This window comes from Alcanivorax sp. (assembly GCF_019431375.1).
GTDB lineage: Bacteria > Pseudomonadota > Gammaproteobacteria > Pseudomonadales > Alcanivoracaceae > Alcanivorax > Alcanivorax jadensis_A.
Genome location: NZ_CP080267.1, coordinates 3,700,888 through 3,723,235, shown reverse-complemented (window position 1 = coordinate 3,723,235; position 22,348 = coordinate 3,700,888). Strand labels below are relative to the sequence as shown.

Annotated in this window: 15 protein-coding genes and 3 pseudogenes; 11 read left to right on the top strand and 7 right to left on the bottom strand. The window is 59.7% G+C overall.

Going from position 1 to position 22,348, the window contains the following annotated elements:
• The first annotated feature begins 228 nt into the window (after window positions 1–228).
• A pseudogene (locus tag KZ772_RS17465) lies at window positions 229–991 on the top strand (SDR family oxidoreductase).
• A gap of 249 nt (window positions 992–1,240) precedes the next feature.
• Window positions 1,241–1,528 (top strand): MGMT family protein, encoded by a 288-nt coding sequence (locus KZ772_RS17460; RefSeq protein WP_290537700.1) that lies wholly within the window; start codon window positions 1,241–1,243, stop codon window positions 1,526–1,528.
• On the opposite strand, the gene KZ772_RS17455 is transcribed toward KZ772_RS17460, so the two are convergent.
• On the bottom strand, window positions 1,479–2,795 hold the full coding sequence (locus KZ772_RS17455; RefSeq protein WP_290537699.1) for an MFS transporter: 1,317 nt from the start codon (window positions 2,793–2,795) through the stop codon (window positions 1,479–1,481). The two genes, KZ772_RS17460 and KZ772_RS17455, sit on opposite strands and share 50 nt — an antisense overlap.
• Window positions 2,796–2,953: 158 nt before the next feature.
• On the opposite strand from KZ772_RS17455, the gene KZ772_RS17450 reads away from it, so the two are divergent.
• The 7 genes from KZ772_RS17450 (at window position 2,954) to KZ772_RS17420 (ending at window position 10,672) form a co-directional block, all read left to right on the top strand.
• Window positions 2,954–3,904 (top strand): response regulator, encoded by a 951-nt coding sequence (locus KZ772_RS17450; protein WP_290537698.1) that lies wholly within the window; start codon window positions 2,954–2,956, stop codon window positions 3,902–3,904.
• Window positions 3,905–4,140: 236 nt separating this feature from the next.
• A complete protein-coding gene (locus KZ772_RS17445) occupies window positions 4,141–5,019 on the top strand; it encodes a 2-dehydropantoate 2-reductase (protein WP_290537697.1) in 879 nt (292 codons plus the stop codon).
• Between the two features lie 212 nt (window positions 5,020–5,231).
• Window positions 5,232–7,136 carry a TonB-dependent receptor gene (locus KZ772_RS17440; RefSeq protein WP_290537696.1) on the top strand — a complete coding sequence of 635 codons (1,905 nt, stop codon included), beginning with the start codon at window positions 5,232–5,234 and terminating at the stop codon, window positions 7,134–7,136.
• An 82-nt stretch (window positions 7,137–7,218) separates the two neighbouring features.
• Complete coding sequence (locus KZ772_RS17435; RefSeq protein ID WP_290537695.1) at window positions 7,219–7,791, top strand: cob(I)yrinic acid a,c-diamide adenosyltransferase; 573 nt, start codon at window positions 7,219–7,221, stop codon at window positions 7,789–7,791.
• A 293-nt stretch (window positions 7,792–8,084) separates the two neighbouring features.
• Window positions 8,085–9,437, top strand: a complete 1,353-nt coding sequence (locus tag KZ772_RS17430) for an ATP-binding protein (protein WP_290537694.1) — start codon at window positions 8,085–8,087, stop codon at window positions 9,435–9,437.
• Window positions 9,434–10,105: a response regulator gene (locus KZ772_RS17425; RefSeq protein ID WP_290537691.1), complete on the top strand. Its 672-nt coding sequence runs from the start codon at window positions 9,434–9,436 to the stop codon at window positions 10,103–10,105. The genes KZ772_RS17430 and KZ772_RS17425 overlap by 4 nt, the downstream gene beginning before the upstream one ends.
• A gap of 240 nt (window positions 10,106–10,345) precedes the next feature.
• Window positions 10,346–10,672 carry a hypothetical protein gene (locus tag KZ772_RS17420; RefSeq protein WP_290537690.1) on the top strand — a complete coding sequence of 109 codons (327 nt, stop codon included), beginning with the start codon at window positions 10,346–10,348 and terminating at the stop codon, window positions 10,670–10,672.
• Window positions 10,673–10,771: 99 nt separating this feature from the next.
• Here the strand turns inward: KZ772_RS17420 and aceF are convergent, their stop codons facing one another.
• The 6 genes and pseudogenes from aceF to aceE (KZ772_RS17395) form a co-directional block, all read right to left on the bottom strand.
• Window positions 10,772–12,418: a dihydrolipoyllysine-residue acetyltransferase gene (aceF, locus tag KZ772_RS17415; RefSeq protein ID WP_290537689.1), complete on the bottom strand. Its 1,647-nt coding sequence runs from the start codon at window positions 12,416–12,418 to the stop codon at window positions 10,772–10,774.
• Between the two features lie 36 nt (window positions 12,419–12,454).
• The gene (gene aceE, locus KZ772_RS17410; RefSeq protein WP_290537693.1) at window positions 12,455–15,124 is read right to left on the bottom strand and encodes a pyruvate dehydrogenase (acetyl-transferring), homodimeric type; all 2,670 of its coding nucleotides are present in this window, start codon (window positions 15,122–15,124) and stop codon (window positions 12,455–12,457) included.
• Window positions 15,125–15,561: 437 nt separating this feature from the next.
• Window positions 15,562–15,807 (bottom strand): hypothetical protein, encoded by a 246-nt coding sequence (locus KZ772_RS17405; RefSeq protein ID WP_290537692.1) that lies wholly within the window; start codon window positions 15,805–15,807, stop codon window positions 15,562–15,564.
• Window positions 15,808–16,093: 286 nt separating this feature from the next.
• Window positions 16,094–17,650 (bottom strand): 2-oxo acid dehydrogenase subunit E2, encoded by a 1,557-nt coding sequence (locus KZ772_RS17400; RefSeq protein WP_365871151.1) that lies wholly within the window; start codon window positions 17,648–17,650, stop codon window positions 16,094–16,096.
• Between the two features lie 6 nt (window positions 17,651–17,656).
• Window positions 17,657–18,174 (bottom strand): annotated as a pseudogene (locus KZ772_RS18660) (biotin/lipoyl-containing protein); the annotation flags it as partial.
• A 48-nt stretch (window positions 18,175–18,222) separates the two neighbouring features.
• Window positions 18,223–20,872: pseudogene (aceE, locus tag KZ772_RS17395) on the bottom strand (pyruvate dehydrogenase (acetyl-transferring), homodimeric type).
• Here aceE (KZ772_RS17395) and KZ772_RS17390 point away from each other — a divergent pair.
• On the top strand, window positions 20,850–21,662 hold the full coding sequence (locus KZ772_RS17390; protein ID WP_290539497.1) for an ATP-binding protein: 813 nt from the start codon (window positions 20,850–20,852) through the stop codon (window positions 21,660–21,662). The pseudogene aceE (KZ772_RS17395) and the gene KZ772_RS17390 sit on opposite strands and share 23 nt — an antisense overlap.
• Window positions 21,659–22,330 (top strand): response regulator, encoded by a 672-nt coding sequence (locus KZ772_RS17385; RefSeq protein ID WP_290537691.1) that lies wholly within the window; start codon window positions 21,659–21,661, stop codon window positions 22,328–22,330. Before KZ772_RS17390 ends, KZ772_RS17385 begins: the two co-directional genes overlap by 4 nt.
• The last annotated feature ends 18 nt before the right edge of the window (window positions 22,331–22,348 follow it).

The following is a 22,348-nucleotide window of genomic DNA, read 5'->3' as shown; positions in this document are numbered from 1 at the left end:
CTTTGAAAGCGCCGGTCCCACGACCGCCTGCAGGACACAGGAGTGGGGCCTCAGCGCCTGGTTTCAAGGGGGCGTGACGAAAAATCCTTTGTCGGCCGGGGCCGACTGAAGCTGGCCGAGGGTTCCGTTTGCCGTTTTTGCGAGTGACTGAGCAATCCGGTCATTGGCCGGGCAGAGCCAGCCCACCATAATCCCGGCCATCGTGAACCGACATTGCAAGGAATCACCATGGATCTGAACCAGAAAGTGGTTGTTGTCACCGGGGCTGGTCGAGGCCTGGGCCGGGGTATTGCCACCTACTTTGCCGGCAAGGGCGCTCGCCTGGCCTGCGTCGACCTGAGCCAGGAAGACCTGAACGCCACCGTGGCCGCCTGTGAGGCTGCCGGCGGTGAAGCACGCGCCTACCTGGCCAATGTGGCCAAAGAAGAGGAAGTGGAAAAGCTGTTCAGTGACGTGGTGGCGGACTTTGGCACCCTGCACGGCGTGGTCAATAATGCCGGCATCACCCGCGACGGCCTGTTGGTAAAGGCCAAGGACGGGGAAGTGGTCAGCAAGATGAGCCTGCAGCAATGGCAGGCGGTGATCGACGTGAACCTGACCGGCGTGTTCCTGTGTGGCCGTGAAGCGGCGGCGAAAATGCTGGAACTGGGTGTCGAGGAAGGGGTGATCGTCAACATTTCTTCCCTGGCGCGCCAGGGCAGCTTCGGCCAGAGCAACTACGCCGCCGCCAAGACCGGGGTGGTCGCCCTGGCCGAGGTGTGGGCGAAGGAACTGGCCCGTTACAACATCCGCACCGGCGCAGTGGCCCCCGGTACCATCAACACCGACATGCTGGCGGCCATGAAACCGGAAGCCCGCGAGCGTCTGATCAAGGCCGTTCCCCTGCAGCGTCTGGGTGAAGCGCGGAACATCGCCCCGCTCCGTGGCCTTTATCTTCGAGACCGATTACTTCACCGGCCGCTGTATCGATATGGATGGCGGGTTGCGGTGATAGCTTCTAGCTTCTAGCTTCTAGCTTCTAGCTTCTAGCTTCTAGCTTCTAGCTTCTAGCTTCTAGCTATCAGTATGTTCTGCTAATGAGAAAGGGCAACCGAAAGGTTGCCAGCTGCAAGCTGCAAGCTGCAAGCTGCAAGCCAGCATGGTGTGCTGGCCACACAAAAGGGCAAGCCTTCGGGCCAGCCCTTTTGTCTTCTTTCATGTTTTCCTTGTAGCTTGAAACTTGTGGCTTGAAGCTGCCTTTATGGACCCTTCTTTCCGAGACGCCGTCTACCAGATCGTTGCCGCCATCCCGCCCGGGGCGGTGAGCAGCTATGGTGCCGTGGCGCGGCAAGCCGGGTTTCCCCGCCATGCCCGTTTTGTGGGTCGGCTGATGAGCCAGTTGCCCAAGGACACCCGCCTGCCTTGGCACCGGGTGTTGCGCGGCGACGGGCGGATTGCCCTGGCGGGTGCGCCAGCGGGCGAGATACAGATTCAGCGGCTTAGCGATGAAGGCGTGACGGTAATTTCTTGCGGCGCATCATCATCATGACCAGCACGATGGCGGGAATGCCCATCACCGCAGCATAGTTGAAGAACACGGTATAGCCGGCGCCCTTGACCACTTCCCCGGAAAACCCGCCGATAAACTTGCCCGGCAACGTCATCAGTGAGCTGAACAGGGCGTACTGGGTGGCACTGAAAGCCCGGTTGGTAAGGCTGGACATGAACGCAATCAGCGCCACATTGGCAAAACCGCCGCTCAGGTTATCGGCACTGATCACCGCCGCCAGCCACGCCAGGGAAAACCAGCGCACGGCTTCCGGCTCGCCCACCAGCGGACTTACCGGGGTGTAGGTGGCCATTACTGCAAACAGCAGGTTGGTCAGCATCACCGCTACCGCTCCCACCAGCAGCGGCCGCAGCAACCCGAAACGGGAGACAGCCAGGCCACCAATTACCGACCCCGCAATGGTCATGAAGAACCCGAAAAACTTGGCCACGGTGGCGATTTCGTTCTTGGTATAACCGATATCCAGGTAGAACGGGTTGGCCATCACGCCCATGGTGATATCGCTGATCCGATACACCGCCACCAGCGCCAGCAGCATCAACGCATATTGGCCATAGCGACCGAAAAAATCCGCAAAGGGACGCACCAGCGCATTGTTGATCCACTGGGCTGGGCTCTTGCCAAAATCATCCCGAGGCGGCGTGTCCGGCTCGTCAACGATAAAGGTCGTAATCAGCCCCACCCCCATGAGCACAGCCATGATCAGATACGCCGTTCCCCAGCTATCCATATCGGCAATGTAGAAAGACCCGGCGCCGGCCATCAGCATGGCAACTCGATAACCAAAGATATAGGTGGCCGCCATGGCCCCCTGAAATTCATCAGCGGCGGAATCGATCCGGTAGGCATCGATACAGATGTCCTGGGTGGCGGAGAAGAACGCTACCAGCAAGGCCAACTGGGCAAACAGGGCCAGATTACCCACTGGCTGGGTGGTCCCCATCAGCAACAATGAAACCGCGATGCCGATCTGCGCCACCACCAGCCAGCTTCGTCGCTGGCCCAGCCAACGGGTCAGCAGGGGTAATTTCAGGCGGTCCACTACCGGCGCCCAGAACACCTTGATGGAAAACATGATCCCCACCCAGCTGAAATAGCCAATGGAGGCCCGATCCACATCCACATCCGCCAGCCAGGCTGACAGGGTGGAAAACACCAGCAGAAATGGCAGTCCGGCGGAAAAACCGAGGAACAGCATCACCAGCACCCGCGGGTGGCGATAAAGCTGCCAGGCATTCATCGACATGCTCGCACTCCCCGGCCGGATGACAGAGAGAGCAGAGGGGCGGAACTAAAAAAACAAGGAAGTACAAAAATCAGCATATCGTGTACAATTTTCCATCAAATAAGAAACCCGCTATAGTCGAGTGAGATTCTCGACATAACAACAATAAGAACACACGGATGAGTCACTCGGAACTCGATATTCTGGTTGTGGATGATGCTCGCTTCTCGGCGGCGGTGGTTAATCGTACCCTCGCCTCTGCCGGTTACACTCGCATTCGCCACGCCCACAGCGCCCACGACGCCCTTGGTCAACTGACCGAGCAGCCCGCCGATCTGGTTGTCGCAGACTGGCTGATGCCCGGCATGGACGGCCTGGAGCTGACCCGCCGCATTCGTCAAAGCGACGAAGCCAGCAATCGCTACACCTACGTACTGCTGCTCACCGCCCGCGAAGGGGTGGATGCCCTGCAACAGGCCTTTGATCAGGGCGTGGATGATTTTGTGTCCAAATCCGCCATGACCGAGCAGCTACATCACCGGGTGATGGCCGCGGACCGCATTATCCAGCGCCACAACCGGGTACAGACCGACTATCAGCGCATGCTGACCGTGAACCGTCAGCTCAAACGCCACGCCCTGATCGATCCACTTACCGGTTTCGGCAATCGCCAGGATGCCCTGCGCGCGTTGCAGAATACCCTGAAGCAGGCGGAAAAACGCGGCGGTGCGGCCTGTCTATTAATGCTTCGCCTGGAAGACTTCGAGGCCCTGCGTGTCCAGCGCGGTGACAAGGTCATACAGCAGGGGGTACTGGCGTTCAGCCGGCGCCTGCGCCAGTCGGTGCGCCCCATGGATCATCTGTGCCGCTTGCAGACCGACCAGTTTGCCCTGATCACCTGGCAACCCCAGCTGAGCCACTGCGACCCCACCGGTTTCCGGCGCCTGTATGAAGGCCTCAACCACCGGGCCTACCAGACCGCCGCCGGCTTCCTGAGCCTGCAGGTGAGCATGGCAATCGCCGCCTCCGAAGGCAACAGCAGTGCCGAGCAGATGTTCGAGCAGGCCCTGGCAGAGCTGGATCAGTCCCTCAGCGAACGACGCATCGTATCCGCCAGCGCCAATGTGTGAATGACGCCCCCCTGCTGTAGGAGCGTCGCTGGCGGCGCGATAGCCCAATCCAGTTGCGAGATACAAGGAGCGAAAACCTGGCATTCTCAGCTCCTGGGTGTTGATTGACGAAACTCGCGTCTCGCAACTCGACCCTGGCACCGTCGATCATTGCTACGCGCCCACAAGAATACCCCGTTAACTCTGTGTTCTCTGTGTCCTCTGTGGTAAAAATCGGTTCTTTGGCCTGCGATCTTATGCCCCACACTTCCCCCCACTGGTTTTTACTGGGTGCCGGCAATATGGGCACCCTGGCGGCCTGGTATCTGACCCGGGCCGGGCATGGCGTTACCGTGATTCGCCACGCCTCCCCAGCACCACTGGAAAAGACGCTGTGGCTGCCGGACGGACGTCAGCAAACCTTGTCGTTGCCGGTGCTGGATCCTGCTGCCCTGCCCGACCGTATCGACCATTTGCTGGTGGCAGTCAAAACCCCCTATACCCGTCAGGCGATGGCGCCACTGGCGGGTCGTCTTGACGCCGACTCTCTGGTCCTTCGTTTTCAGAATGGACTGGGCGCCCTGGATGGCCTGTTGCCGGCAGGGTGCTCCGCGCTGGAAGCTGTCACCACCAGCGCCGTCAAAGGGCTGCACCCGGACCATACGGTGGTGGCGGAAAATAACACCTGGCTGGGAGGCAGCACCGCGCCACCCACCTGGTTTGCTGCACTGACCGAACACTGGCCACACCTGCACTGGGAAGACAATATCCGCCCACGCCAGTGGCACAAGCTGGTCGCCAATGCGGTGATCAATCCGTTGACCGCCCTTCACGATGTCCCCAATGGCCGTGTTAACGATGACCCGACCTTGCGCAAGCAGGCCGAACGGCTTTGCGAAGAGGCGGATCAGGTATTGCAGCAACTGGATCCGGCTTGGCCCGGCCACTCTCTGGAGAATGTGCTTGCGATAGCCCGAGCCACCGCCGGCAATACGTCCTCCATGCGCGCGGACCGGCAACGGGGCGCCCCGACAGAAGTCGATGCCATCAATGGCTGGCTGGTAACACAGGCAGACAGGCTGGGATTGGCGGTCCCCGTCAACAGGAAGGTACTCGCCGCACTGACGGCCCGATAGCGCCATTGCGAGATACGAGGCACGAAAATCTGGTTTCCCGGCATCATGGTCGTGCTCTTCGAAACTCGCTTCTCGCAACTCGAACCTCAATGCTCCCCGGCACCTAACCTTTATGTGTCTCTCCCCCGCAACGGCTTTTACCAATCAGCACTGGAATTAAACGCCGTTTTTCGCCATCGTAGCGGGCACTTATCCGGATTCGTGGAATACCGATGCAACCTCGACACCTTCTCTCAGTCGGCCTGATTGCCATCAGCGGCCTGACCCTGGCCGATAACGAACTCAAGGCAGTGAAAGTCAGCGGCGCCAGCCACCCCAGTCTGGCCGGGGAGCTGCCCACCGGCACCCTGACCCTGGACCGGGAAACCCTGGCCAGCATGCCCGCCAGCAACCTGACGGAAGTGCTGGATACGGTAGGCGGCCTGCAGGCCAGCCAGCTTTATGGTATTAACGGCAGCGAGGCCAGCCTGGACCTGCTGGGCTTCGGTGCCACCGCCAACCAGAACACCCTGATACTGCTCAATGGTCGCCGCCTGTCGAATATCGATCTGGCCAGCCCCTTTCTCAGTGGTATTCCACTTGCCGCCATTGAACGTATCGAGATTCTCCCCGGCGCTGGCGCCGCGCTGTACGGCAATGGTGCCGTGGGCGGGGTGATCAATATCATCACCCGCCGTCGCTATGAGAACAGTGCCGGACTGGAAGTGAACGGCGGCAGCTATGACTCCCTGGGCGGTAGCGCCTACGCCACCGGCCACCAGGGCAACCTGAGCGGCGCCGTGGCCATGAGCACCCTGGACAGCGACGGTTACAGGGACAACAACGAGGTGCGTAATCACAACGCCTTCGCCGACCTGCGTTATCAGCAGGACGGCATTGAGGCCTACTTCACCGCCAGCGGCGAAGACCAGGAGCAGGGCCTGCCCGGCGGTCGCACCGATGCACAATTTCGCAACGACCCGCAAGGCACTGACACACCCTTCGACGATGCCGAGCAAGACAACTACTGGCTGATGCCGGGCCTGCGCATTGCCCTGCGTGGCAACACCGCGCTGACCCTGGAAGCCAGCAAACGTCGACAGGAACAGACCTTCGACTATGTCTCCAGCGGCAGCTTCGGTGAAACCGTGGTGGAGAGCTACAGCGTCACCCCCAAGCTGGAAGGCCAGCTCGCCACCGGCGACGCGGTGCACAACTGGACCTTGGGCCTGGACCTGCACGAATACGATTACGACAGTCAAACCAGTTTCGGTAACCGGAAGCTGGAGCAAAGTCAGCGGGCCTGGTATCTGCACAATCTGGTCAGCCTGACCCCGAAACTGTCTCTGAGTGCCGGCGCCCGGAAACTGGAAAGCACCCTCAGTGGCGAAGGGGCGGACAAGGAACAGGACGGGGAAATGTACGAGGGTGGCATCCGCTATACCTTCACCGGCAACCTGGCCCTGTTCGCCGGTGCCCAGCGCAGTGTGCGCATTGCCAACGTGGATGAACTGAGCCCCTTCAATCCGCCCATTGATCCGCAGACCGGCAAGGGTTTCACCACCGGGGCCAGCTGGTCCCAGGGACGTCAGCATTCCACCCTGACTTTCTGGCGGGCCGAGATCGACAACGAAATCGTTTTCGACCCCACCGCCGGTGCCTTTGGCACCAACCGTAACCTGGAAGATCGCACCGTACACAAGGGCGTCAGCATCAATTCCCGCTGGCGGCTGGACAAGGACCTGATGCTGACCATCAACGCCAGCGCCCAGCAGGCCCGTTTCGACGGCGGCCCCTTCGACCGCAACGACGTACCGCTGGTGCCTGAACATACCATGCAGCTGATCGCCGACTGGCAGGCCCTGTCCTGGCTGTCTACCCAGATCAGTCACCGTTATGTGGGGGATCGCCGCTTTGACGGTGACCTGGACAACCGCTTCCGAAAACTGGACCACTACCGCACCACGGATCTGCAACTGACCGCCCGCTACCGGGCCGTTTATCTCAAGGCCGGGGTCTACAACCTGGAAGATCATCGGGTGGTGGATTACGGTAACTTCAGCAACAACACAAACATGGCCACGCTGTATCCGTTACCGGAACGCCACTACCGCGCCGCGCTTGGCGTGGAGTTCTAAAGCTTTACCGCAAACCCGTTGGAGCCTTGCTCGCAAGGCTCCAACGGGAAAAGTGCTATACGCGCCCCCATCAGGAGCCACCATGAGCGACAAGGACAAGACCCGCATCAACCGGGTGATCACCCGCACTGGCGACCGCGGTGATACCGGGCTGGCCGATGGCAGCCGGGTCAGCAAGTGGCACCCCCGCATTCAGGTACTGGGTGAACTGGATGAACTGAACAGCAGCCTGGGGGTGTTGCGCGCCCGATCCCTGGATGCGGATCTGGATACAGCACTTGGCCTGACCCAGCAATTGCTGTTCGATATTGGCGGCGAGCTGGCGATCCCCGGGCATCGCGTGATTGACGATCATGATCTGGTGGAGCTGGAATCCCGGGCGGACACCTTCAATGCGGAGCTGCCGCCTTTAAAGGAATTCGTGCTCCCCGGCGGCCATCCGGACGCTGCCTGGTGCCACCACTGCCGCACGGTGGCCCGACGCACCGAGCGCCACTTCGTGGCTCTGCAAGAAGCCGACGAAGACGCCGTCAACCCGGTGAGCCTGGCCCTGGTCAACCGGCTTTCCGATTTATTGTTCGTGATGGCCAGGGTGATCAACCTGCGCCAGGAGTCCCCGGAAGTACTCTGGGAGCCGAAGACACAGAGGGGCTGACCCCGCTTACCGCAGAGGGAATCGTGCCACCGAACAGCCTGTGGCAATCGAAGCAGGAAGCAAGCTGCAAGCCTCAAGCTACAACGCGAAAAAGAATTGTCAGGCACTCAAATGCTCTTCCCGCGAATCAGCGTTAAGTGCGGACAGAGCATTTCACTCAAACTCCAAACCTCATCCGTGTTGTAACTTGCTGCTTGAAGCTTGCCGCTCCTCATTGTGAAAACATTGTGCAACCCTGACGCAAAAGCGGAGGCTCGGGCTACACTGTAAGCCCGGATTGACGATGTTTTGCCATGGGCATCCGCAACAAACTCTTTGTCATTTTCCTTTCCACCTTCCTGGTGCTCACCCTGGCAGCCAGCGGTTTCTATTACCTGTCGTTTCTGGGTAGCCTGGAAACCTATCTGGATGAACGCCAGCAAGCCCAGGTAGAAAGGCTGGCAGATCACCTGGGTCTGCTCTACCAGCAGCGTGGCGGCTGGCAGTTCCTGGTGGACGACCCCCGTCTGCTCAAGCGACTCTACCGGCTGGCCGGTGATAGGGATGACGACCGGGACAGCCGCGGCGACCACCGCCACCTGCAACTGCTGGATGCCAACAAACAACGGCTGCTGGGACCACCGGCACCACCGAAGTTCCGTTCGAAAATTCCGATCCAGGTCGGTAACGGCATCATCGGCTACCTGACCTATCCGGATCAGGACGCCATCCGAGACAAACTGGACCAGCGCTTCATGGGCCGCCAGCTTCGCTTCATGGGCTGGATGCTGTTTGTGGGCGTGGCGTTGTCGCTACTGGTGTCCTGGCTGCTGGCCCGCCATCTGGTTGCACCGATTCTTGCTCTGTCCAACCACACCCGCGACCTGCAGGAAGGCCACTACAGCGCCCGCCTGGAAACCCGGCGCCGGGACGAACTGGGCACCCTTACCAAACAGGTCAATCAGTTGGCCCAGCGGCTGGATCAGGGCCAGCAGGCCCGCCAGCGCTGGTTCTCGGATATCGCCCACGAGCTGCGCACCCCGGTGGCGATCCTGCAGGGCGAGCTGGAAGCCATCAGCGATGGCATTCGCCCCCTGAGCCCGGAGTTCATCAAGTCCCTGGAAGGGGAAGTGGCCCAGCTCACCCACCTGATCAACGACCTGCACGACCTGGCGCTGGCTGACGGCGGCAATCTGCGCTACCAGTTTCATCGGGACGATCTGGCGGACCTGCTTGGCGAGGTGGTGGACAGCTATCGCAACAGCTTTGCCCAGCAAACCATCAGCCTGGAGACCCGCCTTCCCGAACAGGCCGTTGTGGATATGGACCCGGTGCGCATTCGCCAGCTGCTGGACAACCTGCTACAGAACTCTCTCAAGTACACCGCCAGTGGCGGCACCCTGAGCATCTCGCTGACACAGCGACCAGACAACTGGGAACTGCTGATCGAAGATAGCGCCCCCGGAGTACCTGACGACGCCCTGCCCCGCCTGTTCGATCATTTGTACCGTGTGGAAAGCTCACGCAACCGTCGCACCGGCGGCGCTGGCCTGGGGCTGGCCATTTGCCAGCGGATTGTCGAAGCCCACGGCGGTACCATCGGCGCGGAGCACAGCCCCCTGGGCGGCGTCCGCATTCGCATCACCCTGCCGGGAGAGGCACCATGAATCGCATCCTGATCGTGGAAGACGAGCCACGTCTGTCACAACTGATGGCGGACTATCTCCAGCATGCCCACTTCCTGACCGAACAAACCGACAGCGCCCGGACCGCCATGACTCTGGCAAAAAAGGAACACTTTCAGGCCATCCTGCTGGACCTGATGCTGCCGGACGGCGACGGCTTGGAAGTGTGCAAGGCCATCCGCCAGCACAGCCAGGTACCGATCCTGATGGTCACCGCCCGGGTGGATGAGGTGGATCGGCTGCTGGGGCTGGAACTGGGCGCCGACGATTATATCTGCAAACCGTTCAGCCCACGGGAAGTGGTGGCCAGGATCAAGGCCGTACTGCGCCGGGCCAACCCGCAACTGGACAGCACCGCCCCAACACTGACCCTGGACGAAGAGCGCTACGAGGCGGTCATGGGCAAACAACGGGTGGCCCTCACCGCCATCGAATTCGCCCTGCTCGCCACCCTGGCCCGCCACCCCGGACGCATCTGGTCCCGAGACCAGTTGATGGATGAAATCTACCAGGACCACCGGGTCGTTTCCGACCGCACCATCGACAGCCACATCCGCAAACTGCGCCGCAAACTCAACGACGGCGACGACCAGTCCCATGACTGGATTGGTAGTGTTTATGGGGTGGGGTATCGGCTGGAGCAGCCGTAGGGCAGCTTCTAGCTTCTAGCTTCTTCTAGCTTCTAGCTTCTAGCTTCTAGCTTCTAGCTATCAGTATGAGAGAGGACGGCAAATAGCCGTCAAGCACCCTCTGTCTTTTGTATTATCTTTTTCTAGTAGCTCGTAGCTCGTAACTGCTTCTTCCTTTTTTCCTGCATATTCCTTGCACCCTTTCCTTCCATACTGCTCCCACATATTCACAGGGACTCACTGAGTCACAAGGAGAGCATCATGAAAAAACTGGCTATCGTTGCCCTGGCAATCTTCACCACCTCTGCTTTTGCCTATGGCCCCGGCCATAAGGGCGGGGAGCACATGGTGGAACGTCTGGAGAAGAAACTGGAGCTGAGCGAAGAACAAAGCACCCAGCTCAAGGCCATCTTTCAGGAGCAGGGCGAAAAGATGAAAGCCCTGCACGAAGAAACCCAAGGCAAGATGAACAAGGTACTGACCCCTGAACAGCAGGAAAAGCTGGCCGAAATGAAGGAAAAACGCAAGGAACGCTGGGAAGAGCGCAAGGAGAACAGGAAAGAGAAAAAGGACAAGCGCGGGGAATAATTCAGGCTGCCGTTTGTAGTCGGACGTCCCCGACCCGCACCCTCCCAACGATGATAGCCGGAAAATTGCCGGCTATCATCGTTGGGTTGAGTGGACCTCTTAAAGCAACGCCCGCCGCATATCTGTCAGCAACTGACTGAGATAGGCGGTAAATCTTGCCGCGTCGGCGCCATCAATCACCCGGTGATCGTAGGACAGACTCAACGGCAACATCAGCCGGGGCTGAAACTGCTCACCGTCCCAGACCGGCTGCATATCGGATCGGCTCACCCCCAGGATGGCCACTTCCGGCCAGTTCACAATGGGCGTAAACGCAGTGCCACCAATTCCACCCAGAGAAGAAATACTGAACGTCCCGCCCTTCATGTCTGCCGGTGTCAGTTTGCGATTACGGGCCTTTTCCGCCAGCTCACTCATTTCAAGAGCAATGGCTTTCAGCCCCTTCTTGTCCGCATCCTTGATCACCGGCACCACCAGGCCATTGGGGGTGTCCACGGCAATGCCGATGTTAATGTAATGCTTCTGAATCAGGGCCTCACCGCCGTTTTCCAGGGAGCTGTTGAAACGCGGAAACTCCTGCAATGCCCTGGCACAGGCACTGACCAGGAACGCCAGCATGGTCAACTTCACGCCTTCTTTCTCCAGCGCCTTGTTTTGCTGTTTGCGGAAGGCTTCCAGGCCGGTGATATCTGCCACCTCGTGCTGGGTGACATGGGGAATGGTCAGCCAGGAGCGAGTCAGGTTCTGGGCGGACACCTTGCGCAGCTTGTTGAGCTCCAGCCGCTCGATCTCGCCGAACTGGCTGAAATCGATTTCCGGCAATTCCACCGCCAGGCTACCGCCAGCTGCGGCAGGTACACCTTCAAGGCGTTGTTTCACCCAGGCGTGCACATCTTCCTTGAGGATACGGTCCTTGGGACCGGTGCCGTTGACCTGGGCCAGATCCACACCCATTTCCCGGGCCAACTTGCGGACCGCCGGGCCAGCGTGCACGGACCGGGAAGGGGAACCGGCATCCGCAGTGGTTGGCTGCGACGTTGCCGGAGCCGGTTTTTGCTCGGTGGAGGCCTGCTCCGGGGCTGGCGCCGGCTTTGTTTCTGACTTTTCTGCCGCCTCGGCTTTGTTGTCCGCTGCCGGCTTGCCGCCGGCCACCGCCATGGTCAGCAGCGCATCACCGGTACCGACCTTGTCGCCCACCTTCACCGCCACCGATTCCACCTTGCCAGCGGAGGGCGCGGGAATTTCCAGGGAGGCCTTGTCCGATTCCACCACCACAATGACCTGCTCCTGCTCGAGCTCATCACCCACGGCCACATTCACTTCGATAATTTCTGCGGAATCGATATCGCCAAGATCCGGCACGGTAACGGTTTCGCTGCCACCGCTTTCCTGCGCTTCGGGCTCATCCTCTTCTTGCGGCTTTGACTCCGTATCCGTTTTTTCCTCTGCGGCCTGCGACGGTTCACTGGCAGCCTCGGAGTCCGCGGAGGCCTGATCTTCCGACTCGCCTTCGGCCTCGACTTCCATTAGTTCATCGCCTTCCTTGACCCGGTCGCCCACCTTGACACTGATGGCGGTAATTTTCCCCGCTTGCGGTGCGGGCACTTCTACCGTGGCCTTGTCGGATTCCAGAACAATAATGGTGTCTTCTGCGGCAATGGTGTCGCCGACTTTCACGCTGATCTCGATGACGTCAACAGGATCACTGCTGCCCACATCGGGAACACGAATCATGCTCTTACTCACACCGGTCTCCTTTTGTGAGATCACGTTGGGGTGCGATCAATGCATCACCGGATAGGGTTTATCCGTATCGATGCCGTATTTTTCGATGGCCTTTTTCACGGTAGCTGCCTCCACCTTGCCGTCCTTGCGCAATGCACTGAGGGCCGCCAACACCACGAAATGACGATCCACCTCAAAGAAGTGGCGCAGTTTCTGGCGGGAATCGCTGCGGCCGAAACCGTCGGTGCCCAGTACCGTATAAGGTGCGTGTACCCAAGGCCGGATCTGGTCGGCAAAGGCGCGCATGTAGTCGGTGGACGCGATCACCGGACCGTCGCGACCATCCAGGCATCTCTCTACCCAGGTGCGCTCGCGCTCCTGATCCGGGTTGAGGATTTCATCCCGGTCCAGACGCAGGCCTTCCCGGCGCAGTTCGTTGAAGCTGGTGACACTCCACACATCTGCCGCCACGCCGAAGTCATCACGGAGCAGCTCCGCCGCCGCTTCCACTTCGCGCAGAATGGTGCCGCTGCCCAGCAACTGCACGCGGGGGGATTTCCTGGTTTTCCCCTTGCCTTCGCGCAACAGGTACATGCCCCGACGAATACCTTCTTCGGCCCCTTCCGGCATGGCACCGTGCACGTAGTTTTCGTTCATCAGGGTCAGGTAATAGAAAACTTTTTCGTTGTCTTCATACATGCGCTTGAGGCCGTCGTGCAGGATCACCGCCAGCTCGTAGCTGTAGGTGGGGTCATAGCTGACGCAATTGGGCACGGTGCTGGCCAGCAAATGGCTGTGGCCATCCTGGTGCTGTAGCCCTTCGCCATTGAGGGTGGTACGTCCGGCGGTGGCACCCAGCAGAAAACCGCGTGCCTGACTGTCGCCGGCAGCCCAACAAAGATCGCCCACGCGCTGGAAACCGAACATGGAGTAATAGATATAGAACGGGATAAGGGTGAAATCGTGCACGCTGTAGCTGGTGGCGGCGGCCAGCCAGCCGGACATGGCGCCCGCTTCGTTGATCCCCTCTTCCAGGATGCGACCCTTCTTGTCTTCCCGGTAATACATGACCTGACCGGCATCCTCGGGCTCGTATTTCTGGCCACCGGAGGAATAGATACCCAGTTGCCGGAACAGGCCTTCCATGCCAAAGGTACGTGCCTCATCGGGCACAATCGGCACCACCCTTTCGCCGATCTGCTTGTCCTTGATCAGCGCACTCATCATGCGCACAAACGCCATGGTGGTGGAAATTTCCCGGTCGCCACTGCCCTCCAGGAAGTTGGCAAAGATATCCAGCCCGGGCAGGGTCAATGCCTGACTGGCCTGCTGTCGACGCACCGGCATATAACCGCCCAGCTTATCGCGCTGTTCTTTCATGAAACGCATTTCCGGGGAGTCGGCGTCCGGCCGGTAGTAGGGCACATCCTTGAGTTCTTCGTCGGTGAACGGCATGTCGAAGCGGTCGCGGAATTCCTTCAGGCTTTCCAGATCCAGCTTCTTCATCTGGTGGGTCTTGTTGACCGCTTCACCGGCGCCGGTGGCATAACCTTTTACCGTCTTGGCCAGGATCACTGTGGGCCGACCGGTATGGTTAACCGCCGCGTGGTAGGCCGCGTAGACCTTGAACGGGTCGTGGCCACCGCGATTGAGGCGGTACACCTCATCGTCGGACATGTGCTCCACCAGCTTTTTCAGCTCCGGATACTCGCCGAAGAAATGCTCGCGGGTATAGGCGCCACCGTTCTTCTTGTAGGCCTGGTATTCACCGTCCACGCACTCTTCCATGCGCCGGCGCAGCAGGCCCTGGCTGTCCCGTTCCAGTAGCGGATCCCAGAGTCGCCCCCAGACCACCTTGATCACATTCCAGCCGGCGCCCCGAAACACACCTTCCAGTTCCTGGATGATCTTGCCGTTACCGCGCACCGGGCCATCCAGACGCTGCAGGTTGCAGTTGACCACAAAAATCAGGTTATCCAGTTTCTCCCGGCCGGCCAGAGCCAGGGCACCCAGAGATTCCGGCTCGTCCATTTCGCCGTCGCCCAGGAAGGCCCACACCTTGCGGTCATCCTTCTGGATCAGCTCACGGTTTTGCAGGTATTTCATCACGTGGGCCTGGTAGATGGCCTGAATCGGCCCCAGCCCCATGGACACGGTGGGAAACTGCCAGAAGTCCGGCATCAACCAGGGGTGCGGGTAGGAGGACAGGCCCTTGCCATCCACCTCCCGGCGGAAGTTGTCGAGCTGCTCTTCGCTGATACGCCCTTCCAGGTAAGCGCGGGCATATACCCCCGGCGCAGAATGGCCCTGGAAGAACACCAGGTCCCCTTCGTTCTTGTCACTGGGGGCCCGGAAGAAATGATTGAAACCCACATCATAAAGCGTGGCGGATGACGCAAAGGAAGCGATATGGCCACCCAACTCGTCGTCATTCATGTTGGCCCGCATCACCGTGGCCAACGCATTCCAGCGCACCAGAGAACGCACCCGGCGCTCCATGAAGATATCGCTGGGGATCGGCACTTCATCCTTGGCGGGAATGGTATTGAGGTACGGGGTATTGAGGTGAGTACGACGGATGCCCTGTTCCTGGGCCTCGTTGGTGATGGTATCCAGCAACCAGGCGGCCCGTTCCGGGCCTTCGCGCTCGACCACGGATTCCAGGGCTTCTAGCCACTCCCGGGTTTCTGCCGGGTCCATATCATCAAAGAAACTTCTTTTATGCATGGGCGTGCGTCCTTTTTCGCGTTGCCAGGCGGCACGGCAGGATCACTGCAGCACCGCGGAAATAAGCGCCCGGGGGTGTTGGGCGAACTGATACAAGCTCTTTCCATACTAGCCGCAATGACCGGCCGGTCAAATGACGATAATCACCACAGGCGGGTTACAGGCGGATGTTTTGGTATGGCAAAAGCCCTGCCAGCATGAGGTCTGACAGAGCAGGACGACATCAGACCTAAGTCGATGGGGAGAAAAGCAATTGATAATGGATAATTGAGAATTGATAACACGCGGAACACGCCCTTCTATCGTCAAACACAAGAGGCCGCGCCCAAGCTCTGGACGCGGTCACTCAGTTTTGACAAGCGCCACAGCGTTGATCGCGCCCTTATCAATTATCCATTCTCAATTAGATAGCACGTTCAGAACGCCTTGGGCTATCGTCAGATCACGATGATCCACAGCGCTGACAGGATCAGCCAGATGGCAACGCAGCGCAGTAGTAAGCCCTGCAGGGATTCCAAGTGATCCAGGGCGGCAGACAGGGAACCTCCTTGTTGAACCTGCGCATCCTCCAGGGCCACATTGGCCACCTCCTGCAGGCCCTGACCACTATGATCCAGGCGTAACCACTGGCCGATCCGCAAAACTGCGCCCGCAAACTCAACGACGGCGACGACCAGTCCCATGACTGGATTGGTAGTGTTTATGGGGTGGGGTATCGGCTGGAGCAGCCGTAGGCAGCAGCTTCTAGCTTCTAGCTTCTAGCTTCTAGCTTCTTTAGCTTCTTTCTTTAGCTTCTAGCTTCTAGCTTAGCTATCAGTATGAGAGAGGACGGCAAATAGCCGTCAAGCACCCTCTGTCTTTTGTATTATCTTTTTCTAGTAGCTCGTAGCTCGTAACTGCTTCTTCCTTTTTTCCTGCATATTCCTTGCACCCTTTCCTTCCATACTGCTCCCACATATTCACAGGGACTCACTGAGTCACAAGGAGAGCATCATGAAAAAACTGGCTATCGTTGCCCTGGCAATCTTCACCACCTCTGCTTTTGCCTATGGCCCCGGCCATAAGGGCGGGGAGCACATGGTGGAACGTCTGGAGAAGAAACTGGAGCTGAGCGAAGAACAAAGCACCCAGCTCAAGGCCATCTTTCAGGAGCAGGGCGAAAAGATGAAAGCCCTGCACGAAGAAACCCAAGGCAAGATGAACAAGGTACTGACCCCTGAACAGCAGGAAAAGCTGGCCGAAATGAAGGAAAAACGCAAGGAACGCTGGGAAGAGCGCAAGGAGAACAGGAAAGAGAAAAAGGACAAGCGCGGGGAATAATTCAGGCTGCCGTTTGTAGTCGGACGTCCGACCCGCACCCTCCCAACGATGATAGCCGGAAAATTGCCGGCTATCATCGTTGGGTTGAGTGGACCTCTTAAGCAACGCCCGCCGCATATCTGTCAGCAACTGACTGAGATAGGCGGTAAATCTTGCCGCGTCGGCGCCATCAATCACCCGGTGATCGTAGGACAGACTCAACGGCAACATCAGCCGGGGCTGAAACTGCTCACCGTCCCAGACCGGCTGCATATCGGATCGGCTCACCCCCAGGATGGCCACTTCCGGCCAGTTCACAATGGGCGTAAACGCAGTGCCACCAATTCCACCCAGAGAAGAAATACTGAACGTCCCGCCCTTCATGTCTGCCGGTGTCAGTTTGCGATTACGGGCCTTTTCCGCCAGCTCACTCATTTCAAGAGCAATGGCTTTCAGCCCCTTCTTGTCCGCATCCTTGATCACCGGCACCACCAGGCCATTGGGGGTGTCCACGGCAATGCCGATGTTAATGTAATGCTTCTGAATCAGGGCCTCACCGCCGTTTTCCAGGGAGCTGTTGAAACGCGGAAACTCCTGCAATGCCCTGGCACAGGCACTGACCAGGAACGCCAGCATGGTCAACTTCACGCCTTCTTTCTCCAGCGCCTTGTTTTGCTGTTTGCGGAAGGCTTCCAGGCCGGTGATATCTGCCACCTCGTGCTGGGTGACATGGGGAATGGTCAGCCAGGAGCGAGTCAGGTTCTGGGCGGACACCTTGCGCAGCTTGTTGAGCTCCAGCCGCTCGATCTCGCCGAACTGGCTGAAATCGATTTCCGGCAATTCCACCGCCAGGCTACCGCCAGCTGCGGCAGGTACACCTTCAAGGCGTTGTTTCACCCAGGCGTGCACATCTTCCTTGAGGATACGGTCCTTGGGACCGGTGCCGTTGACCTGGGCCAGATCCACACCCATTTCCCGGGCCAACTTGCGGACCGCCGGGCCAGCGTGCACGGACCGGGAAGGGGAACCGGCATCCGCAGTGGTTGGCTGCGACGTTGCCGGAGCCGGTTTTTGCTCGGTGGAGGCCTGCTCCGGGGCTGGCGCCGGCTTTGTTTCTGACTTTTCTGCCGCCTCGGCTTTGTTGTCCGCTGCCGGCTTGCCGCCGGCCACCGCCATGGTCAGCAGCGCATCACCGGTACCGACCTTGTCGCCCACCTTCACCGCCACCGATTCCACCTTGCCAGCGGAGGGCGCGGGAATTTCCAGGAGGCCTTGTCCGATTCCACCACCACAATGACCTGCTCCTGCTCGAGCTCATCACCCACGGCCACATTCACTTCGATAATTTCTGCGGAATCGATATCGCCAAGATCCGGCACGGTAACGGTTTCGCTGCCACCGCTTTCCTGCGCTTCGGGCTCATCCTCTTCTTGCGGCTTTGACTCCGTATCCGTTTTTTCCTCTGCGGCCTGCGACGGTTCACTGGCAGCCTCGGAGTCCGCGGAGGCCTGATCTTCCGACTCGCCTTCGGCCTCGACTTCCATTAGTTCATCGCCTTCCTTGACCCGGTCGCCCACCTTGACACTGATGGCGGTAATTTTCCCCGCTTGCGGTGCGGGCACTTCTACCGTGGCCTTGTCGGATTCCAGAACAATAATGGTGTCTTCTGCGGCAATGGTGTCGCCGACTTTCACGCTGATCTCGATGACGTCAACAGGATCACTGCTGCCCACATCGGGAACACGAATCATGCTCTTACTCACACCGGTCTCCTTTTGTGAGATCACGTTGGGGTGCGATCAATGCATCACCGGATAGGGTTTATCCGTATCGATGCCGTATTTTTCGATGGCCTTTTTCACGGTAGCTGCCTCCACCTTGCCGTCCTTGCGCAATGCACTGAGGGCCGCCAACACCACGAAATGACGATCCACCTCAAAGAAGTGGCGCAGTTTCTGGCGGGAATCGCTGCGGCCGAAACCGTCGGTGCCCAGTACCGTATAAGGTGCGTGTACCCAAGGCCGGATCTGGTCGGCAAAGGCGCGCATGTAGTCGGTGGACGCGATCACCGGACCGTCGCGACCATCCAGGCATCTCTCTACCCAGGTGCGCTCGCGCTCCTGATCCGGGTTGAGGATTTCATCCCGGTCCAGACGCAGGCCTTCCCGGCGCAGTTCGTTGAAGCTGGTGACACTCCACACATCTGCCGCCACGCCGAAGTCATCACGGAGCAGCTCCGCCGCCGCTTCCACTTCGCGCAGAATGGTGCCGCTGCCCAGCAACTGCACGCGGGGGGATTTCCTGGTTTTCCCCTTGCCTTCGCGCAACAGGTACATGCCCCGACGAATACCTTCTTCGGCCCCTTCCGGCATGGCACCGTGCACGTAGTTTTCGTTCATCAGGGTCAGGTAATAGAAAACTTTTTCGTTGTCTTCATACATGCGCTTGAGGCCGTCGTGCAGGATCACCGCCAGCTCGTAGCTGTAGGTGGGGTCATAGCTGACGCAATTGGGCACGGTGCTGGCCAGCAAATGGCTGTGGCCATCCTGGTGCTGTAGCCCTTCGCCATTGAGGGTGGTACGTCCGGCGGTGGCACCCAGCAGAAAACCGCGTGCCTGACTGTCGCCGGCAGCCCAACAAAGATCGCCCACGCGCTGGAAACCGAACATGGAGTAATAGATATAGAACGGGATAAGGGTGAAATCGTGCACGCTGTAGCTGGTGGCGGCGGCCAGCCAGCCGGACATGGCGCCCGCTTCGTTGATCCCCTCTTCCAGGATGCGACCCTTCTTGTCTTCCCGGTAATACATGACCTGACCGGCATCCTCGGGCTCGTATTTCTGGCCACCGGAGGAATAGATACCCAGTTGCCGGAACAGGCCTTCCATGCCAAAGGTACGTGCCTCATCGGGCACAATCGGCACCACCCTTTCGCCGATCTGCTTGTCCTTGATCAGCGCACTCATCATGCGCACAAACGCCATGGTGGTGGAAATTTCCCGGTCGCCACTGCCCTCCAGGAAGTTGGCAAAGATATCCAGCCCGGGCAGGGTCAATGCCTGACTGGCCTGCTGTCGACGCACCGGCATATAACCGCCCAGCTTATCGCGCTGTTCTTTCATGAAACGCATTTCCGGGAGTCGGCGTCCGGCCGGTAGTAGGGCACATCCTTGAGTTCTTCGTCGGTGAACGGCATGTCGAAGCGGTCGCGGAATTCCTTCAGGCTTTCCAGATCCAGCTTCTTCATCTGGTGGGTCTTGTTGACCGCTTCACCGGCGCCGGTGGCATAACCTTTTACCGTCTTGGCCAGGATCACTGTGGGCCGACCGGTATGGTTAACCGCCGCGTGGTAGGCCGCGTAGACCTTGAACGGGTCGTGGCCACCGCGATTGAGGCGGTACACCTCATCGTCGGACATGTGCTCCACCAGCTTTTTCAGCTCCGGATACTCGCCGAAGAAATGCTCGCGGGTATAGGCGCCACCGTTCTTCTTGTAGGCCTGGTATTCACCGTCCACGCACTCTTCCATGCGCCGGCGCAGCAGGCCCTGGCTGTCCCGTTCCAGTAGCGGATCCCAGAGTCGCCCCCAGACCACCTTGATCACATTCCAGCCGGCGCCCCGAAACACACCTTCCAGTTCCTGGATGATCTTGCCGTTACCGCGCACCGGGCCATCCAGACGCTGCAGGTTGCAGTTGACCACAAAAATCAGGTTATCCAGTTTCTCCCGGCCGGCCAGAGCCAGGGCACCCAGAGATTCCGGCTCGTCCATTTCGCCGTCGCCCAGGAAGGCCCACACCTTGCGGTCATCCTTCTGGATCAGCTCACGGTTTTGCAGGTATTTCATCACGTGGGCCTGGTAGATGGCCTGAATCGGCCCCAGCCCCATGGACACGGTGGGAAACTGCCAGAAGTCCGGCATCAACCAGGGGTGCGGGTAGGAGGACAGGCCCTTGCCATCCACCTCCCGGCGGAAGTTGTCGAGCTGCTCTTCGCTGATACGCCCTTCCAGGTAAGCGCGGGCATATACCCCCGGCGCGGAATGGCCCTGGAAGAACACCAGGTCCCCTTCGTTCTTGTCACTGGGGGCCCGGAAGAAATGATTGAAACCCACATCATAAAGCGTGGCGGATGACGCAAAGGAAGCGATATGGCCACCCAACTCGTCGTCATTCATGTTGGCCCGCATCACCGTGGCCAACGCATTCCAGCGCACCAGAGAACGCACCCGGCGCTCCATGAAGATATCGCTGGGGATCGGCACTTCATCCTTGGCGGGAATGGTATTGAGGTACGGGGTATTGAGGTGAGTACGACGGATGCCCTGTTCCTGGGCCTCGTTGGTGATGGTATCCAGCAACCAGGCGGCCGGTTCCGGCCTTCGCGCTCGACCACGGATTCCAGGGCTTCTAGCCACTCTGCACCGATTCTTGCTCTGTCCAACCACACCCGCGACCTGCAGGAAGGCCACTACAGCGCCCGCCTGGAAACCCGGCGCCGGGACGAACTGGGCACCCTTACCAAACAGGTCAATCAGTTGGCCCAGCGGCTGGATCAGGGCCAGCAGGCCCGCCAGCGCTGGTTCTCGGATATCGCCCACGAGCTGCGCACCCCGGTGGCGATCCTGCAGGGCGAGCTGGAAGCCATCAGCGATGGCATTCGCCCCCTGAGCCCGGAGTTCATCAAGTCCCTGGAAGGGGAAGTGGCCCAGCTCACCCACCTGATCAACGACCTGCACGACCTGGCGCTGGCTGACGGCGGCAATCTGCGCTACCAGTTTCATCGGGACGATCTGGCGGACCTGCTTGGCGAGGTGGTGGACAGCTATCGCAACAGCTTTGCCCAGCAAACCATCAGCCTGGAGACCCGCCTTCCCGAACAGGCCGTTGTGGATATGGACCCGGTGCGCATTCGCCAGCTGCTGGACAACCTGCTACAGAACTCTCTCAAGTACACCGCCAGTGGCGGCACCCTGAGCATCTCGCTGACACAGCGACCAGACAACTGGGAACTGCTGATCGAAGATAGCGCCCCCGGAGTACCTGACGACGCCCTGCCCCGCCTGTTCGATCATTTGTACCGTGTGGAAAGCTCACGCAACCGTCGCACCGGCGGCGCTGGCCTGGGGCTGGCCATTTGCCAGCGGATTGTCGAAGCCCACGGCGGTACCATCGGCGCGGAGCACAGCCCCCTGGGCGGCGTCCGCATTCGCATCACCCTGCCGGGAGAGGCACCATGAATCGCATCCTGATCGTGGAAGACGAGCCACGTCTGTCACAACTGATGGCGGACTATCTCCAGCATGCCCACTTCCTGACCGAACAAACCGACAGCGCCCGGACCGCCATGACTCTGGCAAAAAAGGAACACTTTCAGGCCATCCTGCTGGACCTGATGCTGCCGGACGGCGACGGCTTGGAAGTGTGCAAGGCCATCCGCCAGCACAGCCAGGTACCGATCCTGATGGTCACCGCCCGGGTGGATGAGGTGGATCGGCTGCTGGGGCTGGAACTGGGCGCCGACGATTATATCTGCAAACCGTTCAGCCCACGGGAAGTGGTGGCCAGGATCAAGGCCGTACTGCGCCGGGCCAACCCGCAACTGGACAGCACCGCCCCAACACTGACCCTGGACGAAGAGCGCTACGAGGCGGTCATGGGCAAACAACGGGTGGCCCTCACCGCCATCGAATTCGCCCTGCTCGCCACCCTGGCCCGCCACCCCGGACGCATCTGGTCCCGAGACCAGTTGATGGATGAAATCTACCAGGACCACCGGGTCGTTTCCGACCGCACCATCGACAGCCACATCCGCAAACTGCGCCGCAAACTCAACGACGGCGACGACCAGTCCCATGACTGGATTGGTAGTGTTTATGGGGTGGGGTATCGGCTGGAGCAGCCGTAGGGCAGCTTCTAGCTTCTA